At 54.5% G+C, this 20,852-nt stretch carries 22 protein-coding genes; all 22 read left to right on the top strand.

The features are described 5' to 3' along the window. Nucleotides 1-18: 18 nt before the first annotated feature. The 22 genes from OES20_05945 to OES20_05840 all read left to right on the top strand — a co-directional run bounded on the left by OES20_05945 (nucleotide 19) and on the right by OES20_05840 (nucleotide 20,674). On the top strand, nucleotides 19-1,344 hold the full coding sequence (locus tag OES20_05945) for a sigma-54 dependent transcriptional regulator (protein ID MDH3634232.1): 1,326 nt from the start codon (nucleotides 19-21) through the stop codon (nucleotides 1,342-1,344). A gap of 371 nt (nucleotides 1,345-1,715) precedes the next feature. Then, entirely contained in the window at nucleotides 1,716-2,036 is a 321-nt protein-coding gene (gene fliE / locus OES20_05940) for a flagellar hook-basal body complex protein FliE (protein MDH3634231.1), read from the top strand. A 3-nt stretch (nucleotides 2,037-2,039) separates the two neighbouring features. Then, nucleotides 2,040-3,815, top strand: a complete 1,776-nt coding sequence (fliF, locus tag OES20_05935; GenBank protein ID MDH3634230.1) for a flagellar basal-body MS-ring/collar protein FliF — start codon at nucleotides 2,040-2,042, stop codon at nucleotides 3,813-3,815. Then, nucleotides 3,815-4,834, top strand: a complete 1,020-nt coding sequence (fliG, locus tag OES20_05930; GenBank protein ID MDH3634229.1) for a flagellar motor switch protein FliG — start codon at nucleotides 3,815-3,817, stop codon at nucleotides 4,832-4,834. The genes fliF and fliG overlap by 1 nt, the downstream gene beginning before the upstream one ends. 54 nt (nucleotides 4,835-4,888) lie before the next feature. Continuing rightward, nucleotides 4,889-5,503 carry a FliH/SctL family protein gene (locus OES20_05925; protein ID MDH3634228.1) on the top strand — a complete coding sequence of 205 codons (615 nt, stop codon included), beginning with the start codon at nucleotides 4,889-4,891 and terminating at the stop codon, nucleotides 5,501-5,503. A gap of 38 nt (nucleotides 5,504-5,541) precedes the next feature. Further along, a complete protein-coding gene (gene fliI, locus OES20_05920) occupies nucleotides 5,542-6,927 on the top strand; it encodes a flagellar protein export ATPase FliI (GenBank protein MDH3634227.1) in 1,386 nt (461 codons plus the stop codon). 3 nt (nucleotides 6,928-6,930) lie between these two features. Continuing rightward, nucleotides 6,931-7,365, top strand: a complete 435-nt coding sequence (gene fliJ / locus OES20_05915; protein MDH3634226.1) for a flagellar export protein FliJ — start codon at nucleotides 6,931-6,933, stop codon at nucleotides 7,363-7,365. A 91-nt stretch (nucleotides 7,366-7,456) separates the two neighbouring features. Then, entirely contained in the window at nucleotides 7,457-9,094 is a 1,638-nt protein-coding gene (locus tag OES20_05910; GenBank protein MDH3634225.1) for a flagellar hook-length control protein FliK, read from the top strand. A 341-nt stretch (nucleotides 9,095-9,435) separates the two neighbouring features. After that, on the top strand, nucleotides 9,436-9,936 hold the full coding sequence (locus OES20_05905) for a flagellar basal body-associated FliL family protein (GenBank protein ID MDH3634224.1): 501 nt from the start codon (nucleotides 9,436-9,438) through the stop codon (nucleotides 9,934-9,936). 10 nt (nucleotides 9,937-9,946) lie between these two features. Then, entirely contained in the window at nucleotides 9,947-10,966 is a 1,020-nt protein-coding gene (gene fliM / locus OES20_05900) for a flagellar motor switch protein FliM (protein MDH3634223.1), read from the top strand. 16 nt (nucleotides 10,967-10,982) lie between these two features. Continuing rightward, nucleotides 10,983-11,414, top strand: coding sequence for a flagellar motor switch protein FliN (gene fliN, locus OES20_05895; protein ID MDH3634222.1), 432 nt, complete (start codon nucleotides 10,983-10,985; stop codon nucleotides 11,412-11,414). Beyond that, nucleotides 11,414-11,830 carry a flagellar biosynthetic protein FliO gene (fliO, locus tag OES20_05890; protein MDH3634221.1) on the top strand — a complete coding sequence of 139 codons (417 nt, stop codon included), beginning with the start codon at nucleotides 11,414-11,416 and terminating at the stop codon, nucleotides 11,828-11,830. Before fliN ends, fliO begins: the two co-directional genes overlap by 1 nt. A 23-nt stretch (nucleotides 11,831-11,853) precedes the next feature. Next, nucleotides 11,854-12,570 carry a flagellar type III secretion system pore protein FliP gene (gene fliP / locus OES20_05885; protein ID MDH3634220.1) on the top strand — a complete coding sequence of 239 codons (717 nt, stop codon included), beginning with the start codon at nucleotides 11,854-11,856 and terminating at the stop codon, nucleotides 12,568-12,570. A 2-nt stretch (nucleotides 12,571-12,572) separates the two neighbouring features. Then, nucleotides 12,573-12,842 (top strand): flagellar biosynthesis protein FliQ, encoded by a 270-nt coding sequence (gene fliQ, locus OES20_05880; protein ID MDH3634219.1) that lies wholly within the window; start codon nucleotides 12,573-12,575, stop codon nucleotides 12,840-12,842. Between the two features lie 7 nt (nucleotides 12,843-12,849). After that, nucleotides 12,850-13,623 carry a flagellar biosynthetic protein FliR gene (fliR, locus tag OES20_05875; GenBank protein MDH3634218.1) on the top strand — a complete coding sequence of 258 codons (774 nt, stop codon included), beginning with the start codon at nucleotides 12,850-12,852 and terminating at the stop codon, nucleotides 13,621-13,623. 12 nt (nucleotides 13,624-13,635) lie between these two features. After that, entirely contained in the window at nucleotides 13,636-14,766 is a 1,131-nt protein-coding gene (gene flhB / locus OES20_05870) for a flagellar biosynthesis protein FlhB (protein ID MDH3634217.1), read from the top strand. Nucleotides 14,767-14,831: 65 nt separating this feature from the next. Next, nucleotides 14,832-16,955 carry a flagellar biosynthesis protein FlhA gene (gene flhA / locus OES20_05865; protein ID MDH3634216.1) on the top strand — a complete coding sequence of 708 codons (2,124 nt, stop codon included), beginning with the start codon at nucleotides 14,832-14,834 and terminating at the stop codon, nucleotides 16,953-16,955. Then, the gene (flhF, locus tag OES20_05860) at nucleotides 16,945-18,414 is read left to right on the top strand and encodes a flagellar biosynthesis protein FlhF (protein ID MDH3634215.1); all 1,470 of its coding nucleotides are present in this window, start codon (nucleotides 16,945-16,947) and stop codon (nucleotides 18,412-18,414) included. Before flhA ends, flhF begins: the two co-directional genes overlap by 11 nt. Before the next feature lie 26 nt (nucleotides 18,415-18,440). Further along, nucleotides 18,441-19,283, top strand: a complete 843-nt coding sequence (locus OES20_05855; GenBank protein MDH3634214.1) for a MinD/ParA family protein — start codon at nucleotides 18,441-18,443, stop codon at nucleotides 19,281-19,283. Nucleotides 19,284-19,294: 11 nt separating this feature from the next. Beyond that, nucleotides 19,295-20,008 (top strand): RNA polymerase sigma factor FliA, encoded by a 714-nt coding sequence (locus OES20_05850; GenBank protein ID MDH3634213.1) that lies wholly within the window; start codon nucleotides 19,295-19,297, stop codon nucleotides 20,006-20,008. Continuing rightward, nucleotides 20,001-20,390, top strand: a complete 390-nt coding sequence (locus tag OES20_05845; protein MDH3634212.1) for a chemotaxis response regulator CheY — start codon at nucleotides 20,001-20,003, stop codon at nucleotides 20,388-20,390. The genes OES20_05850 and OES20_05845 overlap by 8 nt, the downstream gene beginning before the upstream one ends. Before the next feature lie 131 nt (nucleotides 20,391-20,521). Next, nucleotides 20,522-20,674 (top strand): hypothetical protein, encoded by a 153-nt coding sequence (locus OES20_05840; protein MDH3634211.1) that lies wholly within the window; start codon nucleotides 20,522-20,524, stop codon nucleotides 20,672-20,674. The last annotated feature ends 178 nt before the right edge of the window (nucleotides 20,675-20,852 follow it).

Here is a 20,852-nt window from a genome sequence, read left to right as displayed (position 1 = left end):
TAAAAAAGGAGCCAAACCATGGTTGATGTACTGGTAGTAGAAGATGATGCTGATCTGCGCGAGGCTATTTGCGACACGCTGCAGCTTAATGAAATCAGCTTTCACGAGGTTGAAAATGGTCGTGCCGCCGAACAGTTCCTGGCCAGCAACTCGGCGTCACTCGTACTCAGTGACGTGCAGATGAGCCCGGGCAATGGCTACGAACTTTTGTCTTCGATTCGCAGCAATCAGATCGATGTGCCGGTTATTTTAATGACAGCCTACGGATCGATTCCGCAGGCGGTGGATGCGATTCAGGCCGGGGCAGTCGATTACCTGGTCAAACCGTTTGAAGTCTCAAGCCTGGTAAGCACGGTGCGCAAGCAGATCCAGGATCCGGTGTCAGCAGATCAGGATCTTGTCGCCGTGGACATGGCCAGCCAGGAATCTCTAGTCCTCGCCGGTCGTGTCGCGAAAACCACTGCGTCGGTTCTGTTCACCGGGGAGAGCGGTGTCGGCAAGGAAATCTATTCGAGGTTTATTCATCAGCAATCGGCCCGCTCGAAGCAGCCGTTCGTGGCGATTAACTGTGCCGCAATTCCCGAGAATATGCTGGAAGCGGTCCTGTTTGGATATGAAAAAGGCGCTTTTACCGGTGCGCACAAGGCGACCGTCGGCAAGTTCGAACAGGCCCATGGCGGCACCCTGCTGCTGGATGAAATTACCGAGATGGACCTCGGGTTGCAGGCAAAAATCCTGCGTGTGCTGCAGGAGCGGGAGGTAGAGCGGCTCGGTAGCACCCAGGTAATAGAACTTGACGTGCGTATCATCGCTACCACCAATCGGGACTTACGCCACGAGGTGCGCGAAAAGCGCTTCCGCGAGGATTTGTTTTATCGGCTTAATGTGTTTCCGATTACGATCCCTGCCCTGCGCGAACGACCCGACGACATTGTCCCCATCGCGCGCAAGATTCTGGCCCAGTACAGTCGGGCAGCGGGAGAATCGATCCAGCTTTCCGACGCTGCCTGCGAAACCTTATGCCAACACAGCTGGCCCGGCAATGTGCGCGAGCTCGACAACGTGATTCAGCGTGCGCTGATCCTGAAGCAGGGCAGGGAAATCCTGCCGCAGGACATCATGCTTGAGAGTGGTATCGAGCAGGCTCCACTCGATCCATTGCTCGAGGATAACGGTAAACTCCATTCGGATCTGCGCGACCGGGAAACCGAGGTCATTCTTGAAACGCTGCGTAATTTCAGGGGCAGCCGCAAGAAGACGGCGGAAAAACTCGGTATCAGTCCACGCACCTTGCGTTACAAGCTCGCCAAGTTGCGCGATGCCGGCGCAGCGCTTCCGGACTAATACCAAAGGCATGATCATCGCAATGGTATCTCCCCTGCCACCCCGGGGGAAAGCCCGCAAAAGACGCTCCCAACCGGCGCGTGCGCCGGTTGGTCCATCCAGGGAACAGCTTGGTGCTCGGCGTCCTGCCTCGCGACACTTTTGCAGACTTTCCCCCGGAATGGCTCAACATACAAGGAGTCGGTGGCAGCAATGCGGTTCAACCAGAATTAGGATTGGACCAGGGGAAGTTGGCGCGATTGTTGCTGACTATCCCCCAGGGACCCGAAAAGGGTGGGTTAAACCGACGATACGTCAAAAAATTAACAGTTTTGCACCTGATCCATGGGTCGGGACTCAATCCGTCAATAAATCGACCAGTAGGGAAATTTATGATCAACAAGACTCAAAACCACTTACTCAGTCAAATGCAGGCTCTCGAGTCCCTGGCCAAAGGCCAGGGGCTGCAACCCGAGCTTAAGCCCGAGCAGAGCGAGAGTTTTGCCGACCTGATGCAGCAGGCAATCGGCAAGGTAAATGAGACGCAAATGCAGGCGTCCAGCCTGACAAAGGCCTTCGAACTGGGTGAAGATGTCGATATATCCGCGGTCATGATCGCGGTACAGAAATCGCGAATTTCTTTCGAAGCCCTGACCCAGGTCCGCAACAAACTCCTGAGCGCATATCAGGATGTTATGAACATGTCGGTGTAAACCATGGCAGAGGCAAGCGCAAATCAGCAGGTACTACCCGGCCCGGACGGGCAGGGGATAGTGGCAGTAGCGCCGCGACAGATTAATCCGATCGATGCCGTCGCGCAGTCACGTGCGGTGCGCCATATCAGCAAGCTCGTCGGGCTTGCCGCGGCAATTGCCGTCGGCATGGTCGTCGTATTGTGGACCGCGGAACCGAATTACTCGCCGCTGTACTCCAACATGTCCAGCAAGGATGCGGCACAGGTTGCGGACACCCTGATGTCGCGCAATATTGAATTCAAGCTGGATGCCAACACGGGTACCTTGTTGGTCGACCAGACCAAGTTGTCCGAGGCGCGTCTGTTGCTCGCTTCGCAGGGCCTGGCTGACGGCACCGCCAAGGGTCTCGAAATGCTGGAGCAGGATCAGGGTCTCGGCACCAGCCAGTTTATTGAAACCGCACGTTACAATCATGCCGTCGAGGCAGAACTGGTGCGCTCGGTTGAGTCGATCCGGGCGGTCGATAAGGCGCGTGTGCATCTCGCCATTCCAGAACAATCGATTTTTATTCGCAACCGCACCATGCCAAGTGCCTCAGTCGTGGTCAAGCTGCATCCCGGCCGGGTGCTGAATCCGGGGCAGGTGGAAGCCATTGTGCAAATGATCGCTTCGAGTATTCCAATGCTCGAAAGCACCGAGGTCAAGGTTGTCGATCAGTTTGGTCGCCTTTTGACCAGTGAAAAAGATGAAGGAATCTCGTTGACAACCAGGCAATTCGAGTACACCAGCAAGCTGGAAAACAATTTTGCTGATCGCATTATCAACCTGCTGCAACCGATAGTCGGTGAAGGCAGGGTCAACGCGCAGGTGGCCGCACAGCTCGATTTTTCCGCGGTAGAATCAACTCGCGAGACCTACGATCCGGAGCGCAGCGTGATTCGCAGCGAGCAAATTAACGAAGAAGAGAATCAGAGTTTCAGCCAGGCCCTGGGTATCCCCGGTGCGCTTAGCAATCAACCCCCCGCCGCCGGCACGATCGCAACGGAAACGGGCGCGCAAACTGCAACCGAGGGCGCTGTCACCGAGCGGGTTCCGACCAATCAAAATCGTTCGGCGACGCGTAATTACGAGGTTGATCGCGTTATCAGCCACACCAGTAACCCGGTTGGCAGCGTGCAGAGACTTTCGGTAGCAGTCATTATCGATGACAAGCAGGTGACCGCGGACGACGGCAGCGTCTCCAGGACACCTTACAGTGACGAAGAGATCTCGCGTTTCACTAACCTGGTCAAGGAAACGATTGGCTTCGATGAAAATCGGGGAGATTCGGTCAGTGTCATCAATGCATCCTTTCTGGAAGTCGAGGAACTGGTCGTTGAGCCGATACCCGCCTGGCGCAGCCTGCTGAATGAAGCCTGGATCATTAACCTGATCAAGCAGGTCCTGGGCGCGCTTGGTTTGATCATCGTTTACTTTATTTTGGTGCGCCCTGCCCTCCGATCGCTGTCACTGAAAAACACCGATGCCGAAAACTCGGCTGGCTCAAGTGGCTCGGACTCGTCGGGCGTGCAGACGCTGGGAACACCAACGCCGATGCAATATGCAATGCCTGGACAACAGGCGGGAGCACAAAACTTTGGCATTCCCAACCTGGCCGAGGACCCCAATAATCCGGCTGCGATGGTAAGGCGTAAAGATGCGACCTACGAGCAAAAGGTCGATATGGCACGCTCGATGGTCATGGATGATCCCGCGCGGGTTGCCAACGTAATGAAACACTGGGTAGGTGACCAATAGTGGCTGACGAACAGTCGGATAAGAGTTTGACCTCGGTCAAGGGCCCGGAAAAGGCCGGGGTATTGCTGCTGACCCTGGGCGAGGACATCGCGGCCGAGATTCTCCAGCATATGAGCCCCAAGGAGGTCCAGGTGGTGGGATCAACCATGGCCACCATGAATGATGTATCGCGCCCGACGGTTGAGTATGTCATCGATGACTTTTTCGATGTGCTCGAATCTCAGACTGCGCTTGGTATCGGTAACGATTCCTATATTCGCGGTATGCTGCAAAAGGCCCTGGGTGACAAGGCGGGCAGCGTTATCGATCGAATCCTGATGGGTAGTGGCAGCAATGGCCTGGAGTCGATGAAGTGGATGGATCCCAAGGCCATCGCCGAAATAATCCGGCTTGAACATCCGCAGATTATTGCCATCGTGCTGTCGTATCTCGAATCCGATAATGCCGCCTGGGTACTCACCCATTTACCGGAAAGCATGCGTGCCGGAATACTGATGCGTATCGCGACCCTCGAAGGCGTGCAGCCGGCCGCGATCAAGGAGCTCGATTCAATTATGGAGCGTTACTTCAGCGACAACGAAAACGTAAAGTCGTCGATGGTCGGTGGCGAGCGAACCGCTGCCGATATTCTCAATTCCATCGATACCTCGATTGAAAATACGATCATGGAACAGGTACGTGCCGAAAACGAAGAGCTCGCCACCAGGATTGACGACATGATGTTTGTATTCGAGAACCTACGCGATGTTGATGATCGCGGCATTCAGACCATGATGCGAGAAGTATCAACCGATCTGCTGTCACTCGCACTGAAAGGAGTCGATGACGAGATGCGGCAGAAGTTCCTGAAAAACATGTCTTCGCGTGCATCGGAAATGCTGCTGGAAGACATGGAAGCGAAGGGACCGGTCAAGCTCAGCGAAGTCGAAGCGGCACAAAAGGAAATTCTTGACGTCGCCCGCAAGCTAGAGGAATCCGGGGAGATCGTGCTCTCGGGTGGTGGCGAGGAAATGGTCTAGGCGGGCAGTTGCTGGCGCTGGACCAATAAAAATAACGAAACAGGTAAACCCGGAATGATGACTGACAAAGAAGTCGAAAAATGGCGCGTGCCGGTAATGGATGCCGATCCTAGTCGCGTGGTTCGTCATCGTGAACAAAATGAAGCTTCCATTCCCACGGCCGAAGACCTCGATCAATGGATGGCGCAGGCCGAGGAAGAGGGCTACCAGCAGGGGCTGGTGCGCGCCCGACAGGAAACCCATGAGCTGCAGCAGCAGTTATTGCAGTTGATTGATTTTTTTGAACATCCCCTGCAGGCGTTGAACGAGGATATCGAGCACCAGTTAACCCAACTGGCGGTAACCCTGGCGCAGCAACTGGTGCGGCGCGAACTGAAGTTGGAGCCAGGTGAAATTATCGGTTTGATTCGAGACTCGGTGCGGCTGCTACCCGGCAATCAGCGTAATATTTCGATCGTATTGCATCCCGAGGACGCCAACCTTGTTCGCAGTGCATTGTCGATCGAAACCAGTGACGAGGAACATAACTGGAAACTGGTTGAAGATCCGATGATAACGCGTGGTGGATTCGAGATTAATGCTGCGCCATCGGCAATTAATGCGACCCTCGAAAATCGACTTTCCGCGCTTGCTGCTTCGGTTCTGGGTGGTGAAAGGGAGCAGGATTAATGCCGCACCCGCTGATCCAGAAGGCAACCTCGGGCTGGATGAAGTCACTGCAACGAACTGCGAGCGAATCCAGGCATGTGGGTAGTCCAGTTGTCGAAGGCGTGCTGACACGTATGGTAGGGTTGACGCTCGAAGCGATTGGCTGCCAGGCGCCGACCGGGGCGCGTTGTGATGTGGTCAATTCAAGTGGTGACAGAGTGGAGACCGAGGTGGTCGGATTCTCCGGCGACAGTCTATACCTGATGCCGACCGCGGAAGTTCGTGGACTGGTACCGAATGCCCGGGTGATCCCGATGCGACAGGGATCCGACGTCCTCACCGGCCCGGAATTACTGGGCCGCGTAATCGACGGACGTGGCAGGCCACTCGATGACAAGGGACCGCTGCGTGCTCACCAGAAATATCCGCTGCAGGGCAAGGAAATCAATCCGTTGATGCGTACACCGATCCATGAAGAACTTGACGTTGGTGTACGTGCAATAAACGCGCTATTTCCGATCGGCCGGGGTCAACGCATGGGATTATTTGCCGGCAGCGGTGTCGGAAAATCGGTTTTACTCGGAATGATGACCCGCTATACCGAGGCCGATATCGTGGTGGTCGGGTTGATCGGTGAACGCGGACGAGAAGTGAAGGAGTTTGTGCAGGAAATCCTGGGCCAGCAGGGTTTGCGCAAGGCCGTCGTCGTGGCCGCGCCGGCTGACTCGTCGCCGCTAATGCGAATCCACGGTGCGATGCAGGCAACCAGTATTGCTGAGTACTTTCGTGACCAGGGGAAAAATGTGCTCCTGCTGATGGATTCGCTCACCCGATTTGCGCAGGCGCAACGTGAAATTGCCCTTGCCATTGGTGAGCCGCCGGCAACCAAGGGTTACCCACCATCGGTCTTCGCCCGCCTCCCCCAGCTGGTCGAAAGGGCCGGGAACGGTGCGCAGAATTCGGGTTCGATTACGGCGTTTTACACGATCCTCGTCGAGGGTGACGATCACGCCGATCCGATCGCGGATGCGGCCCGCGCCATACTTGACGGGCATATTGTACTGTCTCGTGCTTTGGCGGAAACAGGTATCTATCCTGCGATCGATATCGAATCCTCGATTAGTCGATTGACACCCCAGATCACAACCCCCGAGCACATGGGCTTGACGCAGAATTTCAAGGGTATTTACAGTCTCTACCAGCAAAATCGTGACTTGATAAACGTTGGGGCTTACCAGCAGGGATCTGATCCGGCAATCGATCGCGCGATCCGAATGCAACCTGACCTGATCGACTTCATTACCCAGAATATGAATCATTCAGTGAGTTTTGAAAGCAGCCGCACCGAGCTGGCCGAAGTATTGAGCAAGTCTGGAGATGAAAACCAGCCGCAGGCAGTTGATGCCCTGGTGGAGCGGCAGTTGAGCAGGGCAGAGGTTGGGTAAACGATGACTCGCGCCCAACGTTTGCACCCGGTGGTTAAGCATACCGATAAGAAGGAACAGCGGGCCCTGCAGGAAGTTGCCGTGAGCCAGAACCTGCTCGACACGGAGATAGCCCGACAGGCCCAGCTGCAGGACTACAAGCTTGAATACCTGCAAAAGAAAAAGTATGACATTGGTGTCTTCACCCCGCACGAACTGCAGGAGTTCAACCGGTTTATGCAGCAACTCGATCAGACTATTGAACGCCAGATCGAAGTGGTCGCATTGCGTCGCCAGGAACTGGAACAAAAGCGCGAAATCTGGAATGTCATGCGCGTCGATTCCAAGAAGATGCACAAGGTAGTCGAAAAGCTGCAACAGCAGGAGTCTGCAGAGCAGGCGCGTAAAGAGCAGAAGGCGCTCGACGAATTCGCGCAACGCAAATTCAACCGTCGCTAGCTCGATTTAACAAAAACTGGCACGCATGATGCATTCAGTTCCTGCAATGGCTCGACAAGCGCTCCGATCAATACATGGACTGGATGACTAGATGAATATATTGCTGACCGACATAAGCTCGCTCACGCTGGACCAGCAGGAATTACCCCTGGCCCCGCAGGCTGACGCGGACAGCTTTGCCGGATTGTTTTCTCAGCAGTTTCCCGTGGCGCCTGGTAAAGAAACCCAAGATATTGATATTAAAGACTTTTTAGATAAGATTCCAACTCTTTCGGATGCCTCCAGATCAATCCCGGAGCTGTCGCCCGGTAGCAGCAGTGACGAAAACTTACTGCCAGATCCGACCTCGACTCCCATCAATACCAATCTGGCTGTCAAGGCAGCGACAGAGCTTATTGAGCGCGTTGGATTGCCGGTGTTAAAACTCGGCTCAGAAGCGGTAACGAATGCGCTGGTAGACGGTAAGACGGGAGAAACATTGCCAGCTGGCGGAAAGAGTTTGCCGGTTAATGCCGCGCTTGATATAGCGCAGCGAGGCATGTCCAAAAATATGACCGCCCCCGCCGCCGGTGTTTCCGATACGCTTAAAGGCGCTCCCTCCGAACTCAAGCCACAAGTCGCTTTGTCGGCAGCAGCCCCGCAGTCAGGCAAGCTAGAGACGCTTTCCGCGGCTATTAACGCGGCATCGGAGACAATATCCCCTGCTGCGGATTTCGTGTCGGTGATGAATAAATCCGCGCTCACACGCGAATCGGCACAGGCTATCTCGATACCCAGGCCTGTTGATCCTGAGTCCAGTCAGTTCATCGCGAGAGATTTATTGGCGGAGGTAAAACCCGTTCCCGAAACCAGGCAACCTGGCGCGGCTGAAGTGATGCGTAATGTCGACTTCAGAACTGCGGTGGCTTTACCTCAATCTGAACGATCGTTGGGAGCGGCACCGCAACCTTCGGCATCGGTGCTCGCAATGGTCGGTGAAGATCAACTCGACGATACTCAACGCGTGTTAAAAGGACTCCGGGAAAACCTAACCATGGAATCGGTTCCTGCGCGGGAAAAGGCGTTGGACAGGACCTTGATGGCCGGAGAGAAAATTCCGCTCCCTGGCCCCGCGACTGCGCGTGATATGCCGGGCAGCGCTGAATATCGTAATCCCGATATCATGGCACAGCAGTCCGCAAACCTGCAGCAGTCAACGATCACCCCGTCTGCGAGCGCGCTCCAGTCGGTTTCGGTGTTACCCCATGTGCTGACACCGGGCACCCAGTCGAGCGCCTTACCGCCCCATCTCGAGACATTGACACTACCGCGCAACGCAGATGCGACCGAATGGAGCAACGGGTTAAGTGAACGTGTCAACTGGATGATTAACCAGAAGCAGAATACGGCAACGATTCGACTCGATCCACCATTCCTGGGTAAGCTCGATGTTCACGTAAAGATCGCTGACGATGCAACCACGGTAAGCTTTCTGACACAGCATGCACACACTCGCGAGCTGATCGAAACCGCCTCGGTTCGACTGCGTGATTTTCTACAGGAAAGTGGCTATCAGAACGTGAACGTCGATGTTTCGCAGCGTCATGACCAGCAGCAGCGTTCAAATTCGACTTTCAATGCGGAGGCCGAGCAGCAGGATGAATCCCAGCAGGAACAGGCTCTCGAGCAGAGGGAGCGAGATCAGGCCAGTTATTTCATTGGCGAGGGCATTGTCGACACCTTCGCCTGATTACCCCCTTATTGCGGCGTGCGCGCCGCAATTTTTTTAGTTTCAGGGTCATCCCCGTTCAGCAGAAAATTTTAAATCCTGGCATCGTTCCAGGGCCCCGGATAAGTGCTGTGCCCATGCCCGGATGACGCCCTGAAGCGTCACATTTACGGGCCTGTCCCGGGCTTTTCGACAAACCATGGCCAAACTGCCGACAAGTTATTGTCTCTGTACCGGAAAACACTGTCAAAAAACTGTCTATCTCAAATTCCATTCCTTTAACTTATTGAAAACCCTAAACAAAATTAGTTGGCACAGGAATTGCTCAAGCTTAGATATCTGTTAACAGGCAGGAACTCAAAATGGCGGAAGAAGAGCAACAGGGCGAAGCCGAAACGACTGGCGGCAGCAAAAAAACACTGATTTTCATCATTCTGGGCGTGGTTTTGCTGATCGGCGGATCGGTCGGTGGCACGTTATTGATTGTCGGGGGCGGTGATAGTGCCGAGGCCGAGGTTGAGGAAGAAGTAGAGGTTTCCCGGGGCGATGCCAGCTACATCGACCTGAAGCCCGCCTTTACGGTAAACCTTGCGCCTGAGGATCCGGTTGGATTTCTGCAGATTTCGATGCAGGTACTGACCTTCGACGACGACGTTGCCGAAGAACTGGAAAAGCACAGGCCCCTGATTCGCAACAACCTGGTCGTTTTATTCGGAAAACAGAAATCGGCCGAACTGCGGGCCCCGGAAGGCAAGGAGCGCCTGCAAAAATCGGCACTGGAAACGGTACAGACTGTCATTAACAAGCACGGTTCGGGTGGTGAAGTCGACAATGTCTTTTTCACCAGCTTTGTCATGCAGTAGGTAAATTACCTTGAGTAACGACATTCTCAGTCAGGACGAAGTTGATGCCCTGCTCGGTGGTGTTGATGACGGTGTCATTGATACCTCACCCGATGAAGCCAGTTTTGACGGTGAAGCCCATCCTTTCGATTTCAATAACCAGGAACGTATCGTTCGGGGCCGATTGCCGACCCTCGAAATGATCAACGAACGTTTCGCGCGTTACTTTCGCATCAGCTTTTTCGACATGTTGCGCAAGTCTCCGGAAATATCGGTAACCGGTATCGAGATGGTCAAGTTCAACGAATACATCCAGACCTTGCACCAGCCGACCAGCCTCAGCATGATCAAAATGTTGCCGTTGCGTGGCACCGGCCTGATCGTACTTAATCCCGAGCTGGTCTTTATTCTGGTCGACAACTTTTTTGGTGGCGACGGCACCATCGAGACAAAGATCGAGCCGCGCGAATTTACCAGTACCGAACTCAGGGTTATCGAAAAGGTTGTACATATCAGCTTTCGGGACCTGGTGAAGGCCTGGGAGCCGGTCATGTCCGTTAATTTCAATTATCACAATCACGAAGTGAATCCGCAGATGGCGACCATCGTCAGTCCCACCGAAGTCATCGTGGTTTCCACTTTTCATGTTGAACTCGAAGGTGGTGGCGGCGATATTCAGATCGTTTACCCCTATTCGATGATTGAACCTATCCGCAACTTGCTCGATACCGGCGTGCAGAGCGATCATGGTGAAATCGACGAACGTTGGGCGATTCTTCTGAAGGAGGAATTGATGCACGCCAAAATCAATATGCAGGCCCTGTTTATCGAAAAACAGGTGCCGCTTTCTGACCTGATTAACTTCAGGGCCGGCGACATTATCCCGATCGATATGCCTGAGCAGGTGTTGTTACTGGCCGAAGACATGCCGGTTATCCGTGGGCAGTTTGGTGAACACCAGGGTAATGCAGCCATCAAGGTGGAAGACGTTATCGAAATTTACGATCCGGATAACGAAGACATTAAAAACGCAATTACGCACCAGGAATAGTCTGCAGGAGACTAATATGAGCAACGAAACAGAACAGGCCGTAGACCAGGACGGATTGGCCGAGGAATTGGAAACCGCGACGGAGGAGGCCAGTGCCGACAGTGGTACTGCCCAACCGAAGGAGGGTGACGAATTTCAGCAGGTTGCGGCAAAGCATCTGAATAGTAACGTGAATCCGGAATCAGGTGACGTCAAGCTCGACGTCATCCTCGATATTCCGGTTACCGTGGGGATGGAAATCGGGCGCACCCAGCTCAGCATTCGTAACCTGTTACAGTTGAACCAGGGTTCGATCGTTGAACTCGATCGAATCGCGGGCGAACCGATGGATGTACTCGTCAACGGCACCCTCGTGGCACATGGCGAGGTCGTGGTCGTCAACGAGAAATTTGGCATTCGCCTGACTGACGTGGTCAGCCCGTCAGACCGGATCAAGAATCTCCGCTGATGCGTTGGTTGTTTGTACTCACCGGATTGCTTTCCAGTGCGGCATTGGCAGAGTCACGACTCGATGCGCCGCCACTGGAACCGCTGTCAACGCCGTACTTGTTAAAACTGACAGGTGGCCTGCTGCTGGTCGTTGTGGCGATCCTGATACTGGCCTGGCTGGTTAAACGATTCAATCTGAACCAGCAGTCACAAAATGGGTTGATCAGGATCATCGCGGGACTTTCGATTGGCGCCCGTGATCGAATCGTGCTGCTGCAAATCGGTGAAGAACAGATACTGGTTGGCCTGACGCCGGGCCGTATCGAAAAACTCCATACCATGGCTCATCCACTGGAAGCGCCGGAAGGACAGCCGGCGACGTCGACTTTCGCTGCAAAACTGAACCGGGCCATGGGCGACGGGGAGTCCACGTGAAGCTACTGCTAGCTCTTTTTTTAATGTTGCTGGTGCCTGAGGTACAGGCACAGTCGGCCGGTATTCCAGCCATTTCGATCGATGGTGGCAATGGCGACGGCCAGACTTATACGGTGACGCTCGAAATCCTGGCGCTGATGACGATGCTGACATTGTTACCCGCCATCCTGCTGATGATGACATCGTTTACCCGCATCATTATTGTGCTTTCGATTCTGCGCCAGGCTCTGGGCACTGCACAAACACCCTCGAACCAGATTATCCTGGGTCTCGCGCTGTTCCTGACATTGTTCGTGATGTCGCCGGTATTCGACCAGGTTTACGAGGTCGCAATGCAGCCATATCTGGCCGGTTCGCTATCGGCGATGGATGCGATGATGGCCGCGACCGAGCCCTTCAAGACCTTTATGCTGGCACAAACGCGCGAAACCGATATCCGCATGTTTGCCGATATCGCCGGGGTGACCGAAATCGAATCCCCGGACAAGACACCCTTTTCACTACTGATGCCAGCCTTCGTTACCAGTGAACTGAAGACCGCGTTTCAGATCGGATTCCTGATTTTCATTCCTTTCGTCATTATCGACCTGGTTGTCGCCAGCGTGCTGATGTCGATGGGTATGATGATGTTGTCGCCGATGATCGTCTCGCTGCCATTCAAACTGATGTTATTCGTACTGGTGGACGGCTGGGCCCTGATCATGGGCACCCTGGCCTCGAGTTTTCTGCTGGGAGCCTGACGATGACGCCAGATACGATTATCGATCTGTCACAACAAGCGCTTTACGTGATCGCAATGATCGCAGCGCCCATGCTGCTCTCGGCACTTGCCATCGGCCTGTTGATCGGTATGTTCCAGGCAGCCACATCCATCAATGAACAAACGCTGAGTTTTATCCCAAAGCTCATGGTGTTGCTGCTGTCGATTCTGGTCGCGGGACCCTGGATGCTCAACCTGCTGCTGAGCTTTACCCGGCGCCTGTACCTCGGAATCCCGGGCCTGGTTGGTTGATTTGACGATGGATTTCAGCTTCGCCCAGGCTACCGCGTTCGTCGGCTCACTGATCTGGCCGATGATGCGTATTGGTTCGATGTTTATTGCAATGCCGGTGATCGGTACGCGCCTGGTGCCCACCCGCGTCAAGATTATCATCACCATGGTTCTGTCCGTGGTGGTGCTGCCGCTACTGCCCGATATGCCACAGGTCGAAGCGTTATCGCTCGAAGGTCTTTTTGTCTCCGCCCAGCAAATTCTGATCGGCCTGTCGATGGGTTTCACGATGCAGCTGGTATTTGGTGCCTTGATGATGGCCGGCGAAGCCATCGCGATGAGTATGGGCCTCGGTTTCGCATCGATGGTCGACCCGACCAATGGCGTCAACGTGCCGATGATTTCGCAGTTCTTTATCATTATCGGCACGCTGTTGTTTCTCGCCCTGGGCGGCCACCTGATGCTGATCCAGCTGGTCGTGAGCAGCTTTGAAAGCCTGCCGATCTCACCGACCGGCGTCGGGCGTGACAATTTCTGGGCACTGATCTCCTGGGGCAGTCAAATGTTTATCGGTGCCCTCTGGGTCGCAATTCCGGCGCTGATCTCGATGCTGGTGATCACGTTGTCGATGGGCGTCATGACTCGTGCCGCACCACAGCTAAACATATTTTCGGTGGGTTTCCCAGTCACCATGTTCATGGGATTTATCATCCTGCTGCTGGTGATTCCCGGTTTCCTGCCACGTTTCAACCAGATGATGTTGCAGGCCATGCGGCTGTCGCAATCGATGGTCGCACCCTGAGGCTGAGCGGATATGGCACAAGAGAGCGACAACGGTCAGGAAAAGACGGAACAGCCGACGGCGAAGAAACTTCGTGATGCGAAGAAAAAGGGCCAGGTACCGCGCTCGAAAGAACTCAACAGCATGACCATCATGGTGTTCGGGGCCCTCGGCCTGCTGTTCATGGGTTCACACATGATTGAACACATTACGATTTTCATGCAGCAGGGATTCACTATTTCGAGAGCTGACGTGTTTTCGCAGCAGGCAGTGTTTGAAAAATTTGGTATGGCAGCCGCACAGGCGTTGACCGCGATCGGCCCATTCATGTTCCTGATGACGGTGATCGCAATTTTCACACCGTTGGCGATTGGTGGTTGGTCTTTCAGCGTCGAATCGATGGCTTTCAAGGCGGAACGTATCAGCCCGATTGCCGGTTTCAAGCGCATGTTTTCCAGCAAGGGTCTGATGGAGTTGATCAAGGCGGTAGCCAAGTTCCTGGTGGTGTCGAGCGTTGCGGTCATCTTCTTATGGAGCAAGGCAGAGGAGTTTATCGGCCTGGGGACACAGTCGCTGTCGCTGGCGCTGCTCAACGGCGCCTGGCTGTTGGGTCTGAGTTTCCTGGTGGTGTCTTCAACATTGGTACTGATTGCCGCAATCGACGTTCCGTTCCAGCTCTGGGACCATTCGCAGAAACTGAAAATGACGCTGCAGGAAGTGCGCGATGAGTTAAAAGATACCGAGGGTAAGCCCGAGGTCAGGTCGAAAGTGCGCCAGGTGCAGCAGGAGATGGCACAACGCCGCATGATGGAAGCGGTGCCGGATGCGGACGTTATCATTACCAACCCGACACATTATTCGGTCGCGCTGAAGTACGATCATGACAACATGGCGGCCCCGGTCGTGCTTGCCATGGGTAGGAACCTGGTCGCACTCAAGATCAGGGAAATTGCTGCTTTCCACGGCATCGAGATTTTCGAAGCACCGCCGCTGGCGCGCGCGCTTTACGCCAACTGCAAGATTGACCAGCAAATTCCGGCGCATCTTTACTTCGCAGTCGCGCAGATTCTCGCGTTCGTGTTCCAGTTGCGCATCGCGCGTGAACAAGGAACCGAATTGCCGCAGCGCCCCGATCCCCATACGCCGATCGACGAGGAAGTATAAATGGATTTAAAACTGACGGTTTCGCTCCGCGCTAACAGCATCCTGGCTGGCGGGGTAAAACGATAATGGCTGGCCAGACTTTCAGCGCGCAACTCAGGGGGTTCAATCCCCAGGGTTTTGCGGCACCCCTGATCGTGATCATGATGCTGGCGATGGTGGTGATCCCGCTGCCACCGATGGCGCTCGACATGCTGTTTACCTTCAATATTACATTCGCACTGGTGGTGTTGCTGGTGTCGGTGTACGCGCTGCGTCCACTCGATTTCACCGTATTTCCAACCATTCTGCTGATTGCCACACTGCTGCGCCTGGCGCTTAACATTGCGTCGACCCGTATCGTCCTGCTCGAAGGACATACCGGTACCGCCGCCGCGGGCAAGGTCATCGAAGCGTTTGGTGATTTCGTTATTGGCGGCAACTACGCGGTAGGCCTGGTGGTGTTTGCGATCCTGGTCATCATCAACTTTGTCGTGGTCACCAAGGGTGCCGGACGTGTCTCGGAAGTCAGCGCGCGATTCACGCTGGATGCAATGCCCGGTAAGCAGATGGCAATCGATGCCGACCTGAATGCCGGCCTGTGTACCCAGGACGAAGCGCGTCACCGTCGTAGCGAAATATCCCAGGAAGCTGATTTCTACGGTTCCATGGACGGTGCCAGCAAGTTCGTCAGGGGCGACGCGATTGCCGGAATCCTGATCCTGTTCATCAATATTATCGGTGGGCTTTCAATCGGTGTGTTTCAACATGATCTCGAGGCCGGGATAGCGGTGAGAAATTACACCCTGTTGACCATCGGCGATGGCCTGGTCGCGCAGATTCCGTCACTGGTGTTGTCAACCGCGACCGCGATAATTGTTACCCGTGTCTCCAATTCGGAAGCGATGTCGAGCCAGGTTTTCAGCCAGATGTTCGACAACCCGCGCGCACTGATCGTTTCCTCCGCGATCATGGCAATACTGGGACTGATACCGGGCATGCCGAATGCAGCCTTTCTGACTATTGCGTTAATGGCAGCAGGTCTCGCCTACATGTTGCACCGCCGGCAGCAGCAGGCGGAACTGGTTGAGGTCGAGCCCGAAGAAGTCGAGCCGCGACCTGAACAGCGGGACTTGAGCTGGGATGATGTACAAACGGTCGATATCATCGGGCTCGAGGTCGGTTATGGACTGATTCCGCTGGTGGATGCCCGCCAGGGTGGCGAACTGATGACGCGTATCAAGGGGGTACGCAAGAAACTGTCGCAGGAACTCGGTTTCCTGATCCAGCCGGTACACATTCGAGACAATCTCGATTTATCGCCGAATAGCTATCGCATCAGCCTGCTGGGGGTGCCGATGGGCGAGGCCGAGGTGCAGCCGGGGAAGGATATGGCGATCAATCCGGGTACCGTCTACGGTGAACTGAGCGGCACCCCGACCCAGGATCCAGCCTTTGGCCTCGAAGCCTACTGGGTTGAACGCGCCCAGCGTGATCATGCGCAAACGCTCGGTTACACCGTGGTCGACGTATCGACGGTCATCGCCACGCATTTGAGCCAGTTGCTGCAGGACAATGCGCACGAACTGATCGGGCACGAGGAAGTCCAGGAATTGCTCGAGGTGCTGAAACGCAGTTCACCGAAGCTGGTCGATGGATTGACACCAAAACCACTCGAACTGAGCGTGATCGTCAAGGTATTGCAAAACCTGTTGCAGGAACAGATTCCGATCCGTGATTTACGCAGCATTGCCGAAACATTGGCAGAGCACGGCAGCAATAGTCAAGATGCCGGCGCCCTCAGCGCCCTGGTGCGCATCAGCCTGGGGCGGCAAATTGTGCAGAGCATCTTTGGAATGGCGTCAGAGCTTACTGTTATGACCCTGCACCCCTCGTTGGAACAGATTTTGCTTCAATCAGTACAGGGGCAGGACGGTAACGTCATGGCATTCGAACCGGGATTGGCGCAAATGATACATAGCTCGTTAAAACAGGCCGCAGAAACCCAGCAGGCGAAGGGTGAGCCGGCGGTATTACTGGTATCGCAAAGTCTGCGAGCTTTCCTGGCGCGCATGGTTCGACATGCGATTCCCGGACTTCACGTATTGAGTTACGACGAAGTACCGGACGATAAACAATTGAAGGTTGTCGCCAGCGTCGGGGCCCCCGATACGCTGGTCGGTAGCGAAGTGAGGTCTGGAAATGAGAATTAAGCGAACCTTTGCGCCCACCATGCGCGATGCATTGCAGCTGGTCAAACAGGAACAGGGCGGCGACGCGGTGATCCTGGGAAACAATAAAGTGCCAGGGGGCGTAGAGATACTCTCGGCGATCGATTATGACGAGGTCGCGATTGCCAATATGGCCTCGATTGCACCGGCACCCCGTCAGGCGCCACGAACCGAGGCGGCGCTCCCCGCCGTGAGCACCGATGTCGCCAGCGACGCCTGGATCGGATCGATTTTGGCCGACGGTCGTAAAGAGCCCGTGCTGGGTCCTGTCGCTAAAGGGGGCGTTAATTCAGCGCAAGCACCGGTGAGCGTCAAAAAACCGGTAGCCAGAATTAAGCCCAAACCAGCTGTGAGCGCCAATGACGCTATCGTCAAGGCCGCCGTTGCCAAATCGAGGAACAAATCGAAAGTGGTCGATAGGTCGGTACCCAAGGCACCGGTTTCAAACAAGCCGGTAGCCAACAAGTCACAGGTTGCGACTGCCAGGCAATCTGAGGCTAAACCGGTTATTGACGAAGTCAAGAGTGAACTGCAAAACCTGCGTGACTTGATGGAGAGCCAACTGTCGGTACTGCAGTGGGACCGATTCAGCCAGAAACACCCGGTACGGACGGTGCTATTGAACCTGATGACAGAAATGGGGCTCGGAACCGATGTGTGTGAAACCGTGATGTCACACCTGGGCCAGAATAGTAGCGACCCACACAAGGTATGGCAGCAATTACTCGGCATAATCGCGCACTGCATCCCGGTTTATCGCCACGATCTTCTGGCCGTAGGTGGTCGTATTGCTTTGGTCGGATCAACCGGGGTGGGTAAGACCACAACCATCGCCAAGCTTGCCGCGCGCTTTGCACACCTGCATGGCAAACGGTCGGTGGCGATGATCAGCACCGATCAATTCAGAATCGGTGCCCAGGATCAGCTGCAGCATTTTGCGCGTTTACTGGAAGTGCCTTTGCTGATGGCAGGAAACAGTGAAGAGCTAAGCGATAGACTGGATATGCTCGGTGACAAGAAACTCGTTCTAATCGACACGGCAGGCATGAGCCAGCGCGATCTGCGTCTGAGCGAGCAATTTCAACGCCTGCAGACGGATTCTTCCGAGATTAAACCCTACCTGGTGCTGTCGGCGAACACCCAGCTGGCGGCGTTAAACCAGACGATTCTGAACTTTAGCAAGGTGAAACTGGCGGGCGCTTTCGTCACCAAGCTGGATGAGGCAGCGAGTCTTGGTGGAATTATCACGGCTTCGATCCGACACCAGTTGGCTCTGGCTTACTGCGGTACCGGCCAGAAGGTGCCCGAGGATCTGGAAACTGCCAAGAGTCACCGCTTGATCAGCAGGGCAGTGTCGCTGATGCAGCGCTACGGTGAACAGTTCGATCAGGAAGCGTTGGCGATGCGTTACAACCACATCATAAACAAGAACCAGGCATAGGATTAAAAATGGATCAGGCTCAAGGTATCAGACAGATGAAAGAACAGCACCCGGTGCGCGTGATCGCGGTGACCAGTGGCAAGGGTGGTGTCGGTAAGAGTAATGTCACCGTCAACCTTGCAGTGACACTGGCGCAAAGTGGGGAGAAGGTGATGATCATGGACGCCGATATGGGCCTCGCCAATATCGACGTGCTGCTGGGTTTAAACCCGGGGCTCAATCTTTCCCATGTCATTAACGGCGAGTGCTCGCTCGAGGAAACCATCGTCGAGGGGCCGGCCGGAATCAAGATTGTTCCGGCTTCCTCCGGAATCGCGGCGATGTCAGATCTCACACCCGCCCAGAACGCCGGCGTGATCCGCTCGTTCTCCGACTTGACCGAACCGGTAGATACCCTGTTGATCGATACCGCGGCCGGCCTTTCGGACAGTGTTGTCAGCTATACGCGCGCGGCGCGCGAGGTGATTGTCGTGGTTTGCGACGAACCGGCTTCGATAACCGATGCTTACGCGATGGTCAAGGTCATGAATCGTGACTACGGCGTCGAGCGTTTTCACGTGTTGGCAAACCAGGCGCATGACACTCAGCAGGGACGTGAACTGTTTAACAAGCTGGCAAGGGTTTCGCAGAAGTTTCTCGACGTAACGCTCGACTTTATAGGCAGTGTCCCTTACGACGATTGTTTAAAGAAAGCGGTGCAAAAACAGAAATCAGTGGTTGAGGCCTTTCCGCGCAGCCCATCCGCGTTGGCCTTCAAGCAGATTGCGAAGAAAACCCAGCAATGGCCCACCCCGAGCAGCATGGAGGGGCATCTTGAGTTCTTTATCGAGCGCCTGGTCAATTTCAGTGCGCAGGAAGATCGCCTGTGAATGGGCACGCGATGTATGCGGAGGTGGAAAATCTGGACGAAAAAGACCAGATCGTTCGCCATGCATCGCTCGTCAAAAGAATTGCCTATCACCTGTTAAACCGGCTACCCCCGACGGTGCAGATCGATGACCTGATCCAGGCGGGAATGGTGGGTTTGCTCGAAGCGGCCAGTAATTTTGACGCCGAGATGGGTGCCAGTTTTGAAACCTTTGCCGGGATTCGTATTCGTGGTTCGATGATTGACGAAATTCGCCGCTCCGACTGGACTCCGCGCTCGGTGCATCGCAAGTTTCGTTCAGTTTCCGAAGCCATTCGAAAAATAGAGAACGAGACCGGGGAAGATGCGAAAGATGCCGACGTCGCATTGGCCCTCGGAATCAGCCTGGGTGAGTACCACCAGATTTTAATCGACTCATCGTCAGCGCGTATTTACAGTATCGACACCCTCGAGGAAAACACATCGGATGCCTCGCTTCCCAGTTCGTCTGTGTTCACTCCCGAAGAGGCATTCAGCCAGGCCGAGTATCAGAAGCAACTCGCCGAAAGTATTCGCCAGTTGCCTGAAAAGGAACAACTGGTGATGTCGCTGTACTATGACGACGAACTTAATTTTCGTGAAATCGGCGAGATTCTCGACGTCACGGAATCCAGGATATGCCAGCTGCATGGCCAGGCATTATTGCGTGTGAAAGCGCGCATGTCTGACTGGAAAGCGGATGAATAAGGATATCAACATTCTTATCGTTGAAGATTTTTCAGCCATGCGCAGCATACTCAAGAACTTGCTGCGTGAGCTTGGTTTTAACTATACCGCCGAAGCCGACGATGGAGAAACCGCATTGCCAATGCTTAAAGCGGGAAATTTCGACTTCCTGATAACCGATTGGAGCATGCCCGGTATGGATGGACTTACGCTACTCAAAACGGTACGCGCCGACAAGGAACTAGAGGACATACCGGTATTAATGGTTACCGCGGAGGCGAAACGTGAACAAATCATCGACGCTGCCGCGGCAGGTGTTAACGGTTATATTGTAAAGCCTTTTACCGCGGCAACTTTAAAAGACAAAATCGAAAAAATTATTCGACAGGTCGACGTATCGTGAATCGAAAGTGGGGTACGTGGTTAACTTTTTTGGAGAACGGTCGATAAGGATATAGACGAGAGGGTGCAGGTTGGCAGCCGCATGACAGTACCGCAGCGCACCGAAGCACCGGGAGAACAAAGGTTTTTAGAATGTCCGACCCGCTAATTAAATCGGTGAATCAAACGCCACGGGTTCGGGATGCCCTCAACAAGCCTGATCGCGAAAAAAAACAGAAGAACGAGCAGCGCCAGAAAGATCAGCAAAAGAAAGATTCGAAACGCATTATCGATACTTACGCCTAAATGCTGAATCCCCGATAGCGGACACTCAATTTTTCAAAGCCAGCGCCCGTAAACGACGGTGACCTCAACTGATCGGCGCAACACTTTATCTTTAGAAGCAAAGGTGAGGTGTTGTAAATGTCACGAAGAAAACGAAGATGGTACACGGCGACAGAAAAGTCCGAAATGTGGGATCGCT

This window comes from Gammaproteobacteria bacterium, from assembly GCA_029862005.1.
In the GTDB taxonomy this organism is placed as follows: Bacteria; Pseudomonadota; Gammaproteobacteria.
This window is presented reverse-complemented; position numbering and strand designations above follow the sequence as displayed.

Bases quoted from the DNA above. Each gene is read 5' to 3' on its own strand.
- fliR (MDH3634218.1), top strand. From the start codon at position 12,850: ATGGATTTCAGCTTCGCCCAGGCTACCGCGTTCGTCGGCTCACTGATC.
- OES20_05850 (MDH3634213.1), top strand. From the start codon at position 19,295: ATGTATGCGGAGGTGGAAAATCTGGACGAAAAAGACCAGATCGTTCGC.
- flhA (MDH3634216.1), top strand. From the start codon at position 14,832: ATGGCTGGCCAGACTTTCAGCGCGCAACTCAGGGGGTTCAATCCCCAG.
- fliP (MDH3634220.1), top strand. From the start codon at position 11,854: ATGTTGCTGGTGCCTGAGGTACAGGCACAGTCGGCCGGTATTCCAGCC.
- OES20_05840 (MDH3634211.1), top strand. From the start codon at position 20,522: ATGTCCGACCCGCTAATTAAATCGGTGAATCAAACGCCACGGGTTCGG.
- OES20_05945 (MDH3634232.1), top strand. From the start codon at position 19: ATGGTTGATGTACTGGTAGTAGAAGATGATGCTGATCTGCGCGAGGCT.
- fliN (MDH3634222.1), top strand. From the start codon at position 10,983: ATGAGCAACGAAACAGAACAGGCCGTAGACCAGGACGGATTGGCCGAG.
- fliO (MDH3634221.1), top strand. From the start codon at position 11,414: ATGCGTTGGTTGTTTGTACTCACCGGATTGCTTTCCAGTGCGGCATTG.
- fliQ (MDH3634219.1), top strand. From the start codon at position 12,573: ATGACGCCAGATACGATTATCGATCTGTCACAACAAGCGCTTTACGTG.
- fliE (MDH3634231.1), top strand. From the start codon at position 1,716: ATGATCAACAAGACTCAAAACCACTTACTCAGTCAAATGCAGGCTCTC.
- OES20_05845 (MDH3634212.1), top strand. From the start codon at position 20,001: ATGAATAAGGATATCAACATTCTTATCGTTGAAGATTTTTCAGCCATG.
- OES20_05905 (MDH3634224.1), top strand. From the start codon at position 9,436: ATGGCGGAAGAAGAGCAACAGGGCGAAGCCGAAACGACTGGCGGCAGC.
- flhF (MDH3634215.1), top strand. From the start codon at position 16,945: ATGAGAATTAAGCGAACCTTTGCGCCCACCATGCGCGATGCATTGCAG.
- OES20_05925 (MDH3634228.1), top strand. From the start codon at position 4,889: ATGATGACTGACAAAGAAGTCGAAAAATGGCGCGTGCCGGTAATGGAT.
- fliI (MDH3634227.1), top strand. From the start codon at position 5,542: ATGAAGTCACTGCAACGAACTGCGAGCGAATCCAGGCATGTGGGTAGT.
- flhB (MDH3634217.1), top strand. From the start codon at position 13,636: ATGGCACAAGAGAGCGACAACGGTCAGGAAAAGACGGAACAGCCGACG.
- fliF (MDH3634230.1), top strand. From the start codon at position 2,040: ATGGCAGAGGCAAGCGCAAATCAGCAGGTACTACCCGGCCCGGACGGG.
- fliJ (MDH3634226.1), top strand. From the start codon at position 6,931: ATGACTCGCGCCCAACGTTTGCACCCGGTGGTTAAGCATACCGATAAG.
- OES20_05910 (MDH3634225.1), top strand. From the start codon at position 7,457: ATGAATATATTGCTGACCGACATAAGCTCGCTCACGCTGGACCAGCAG.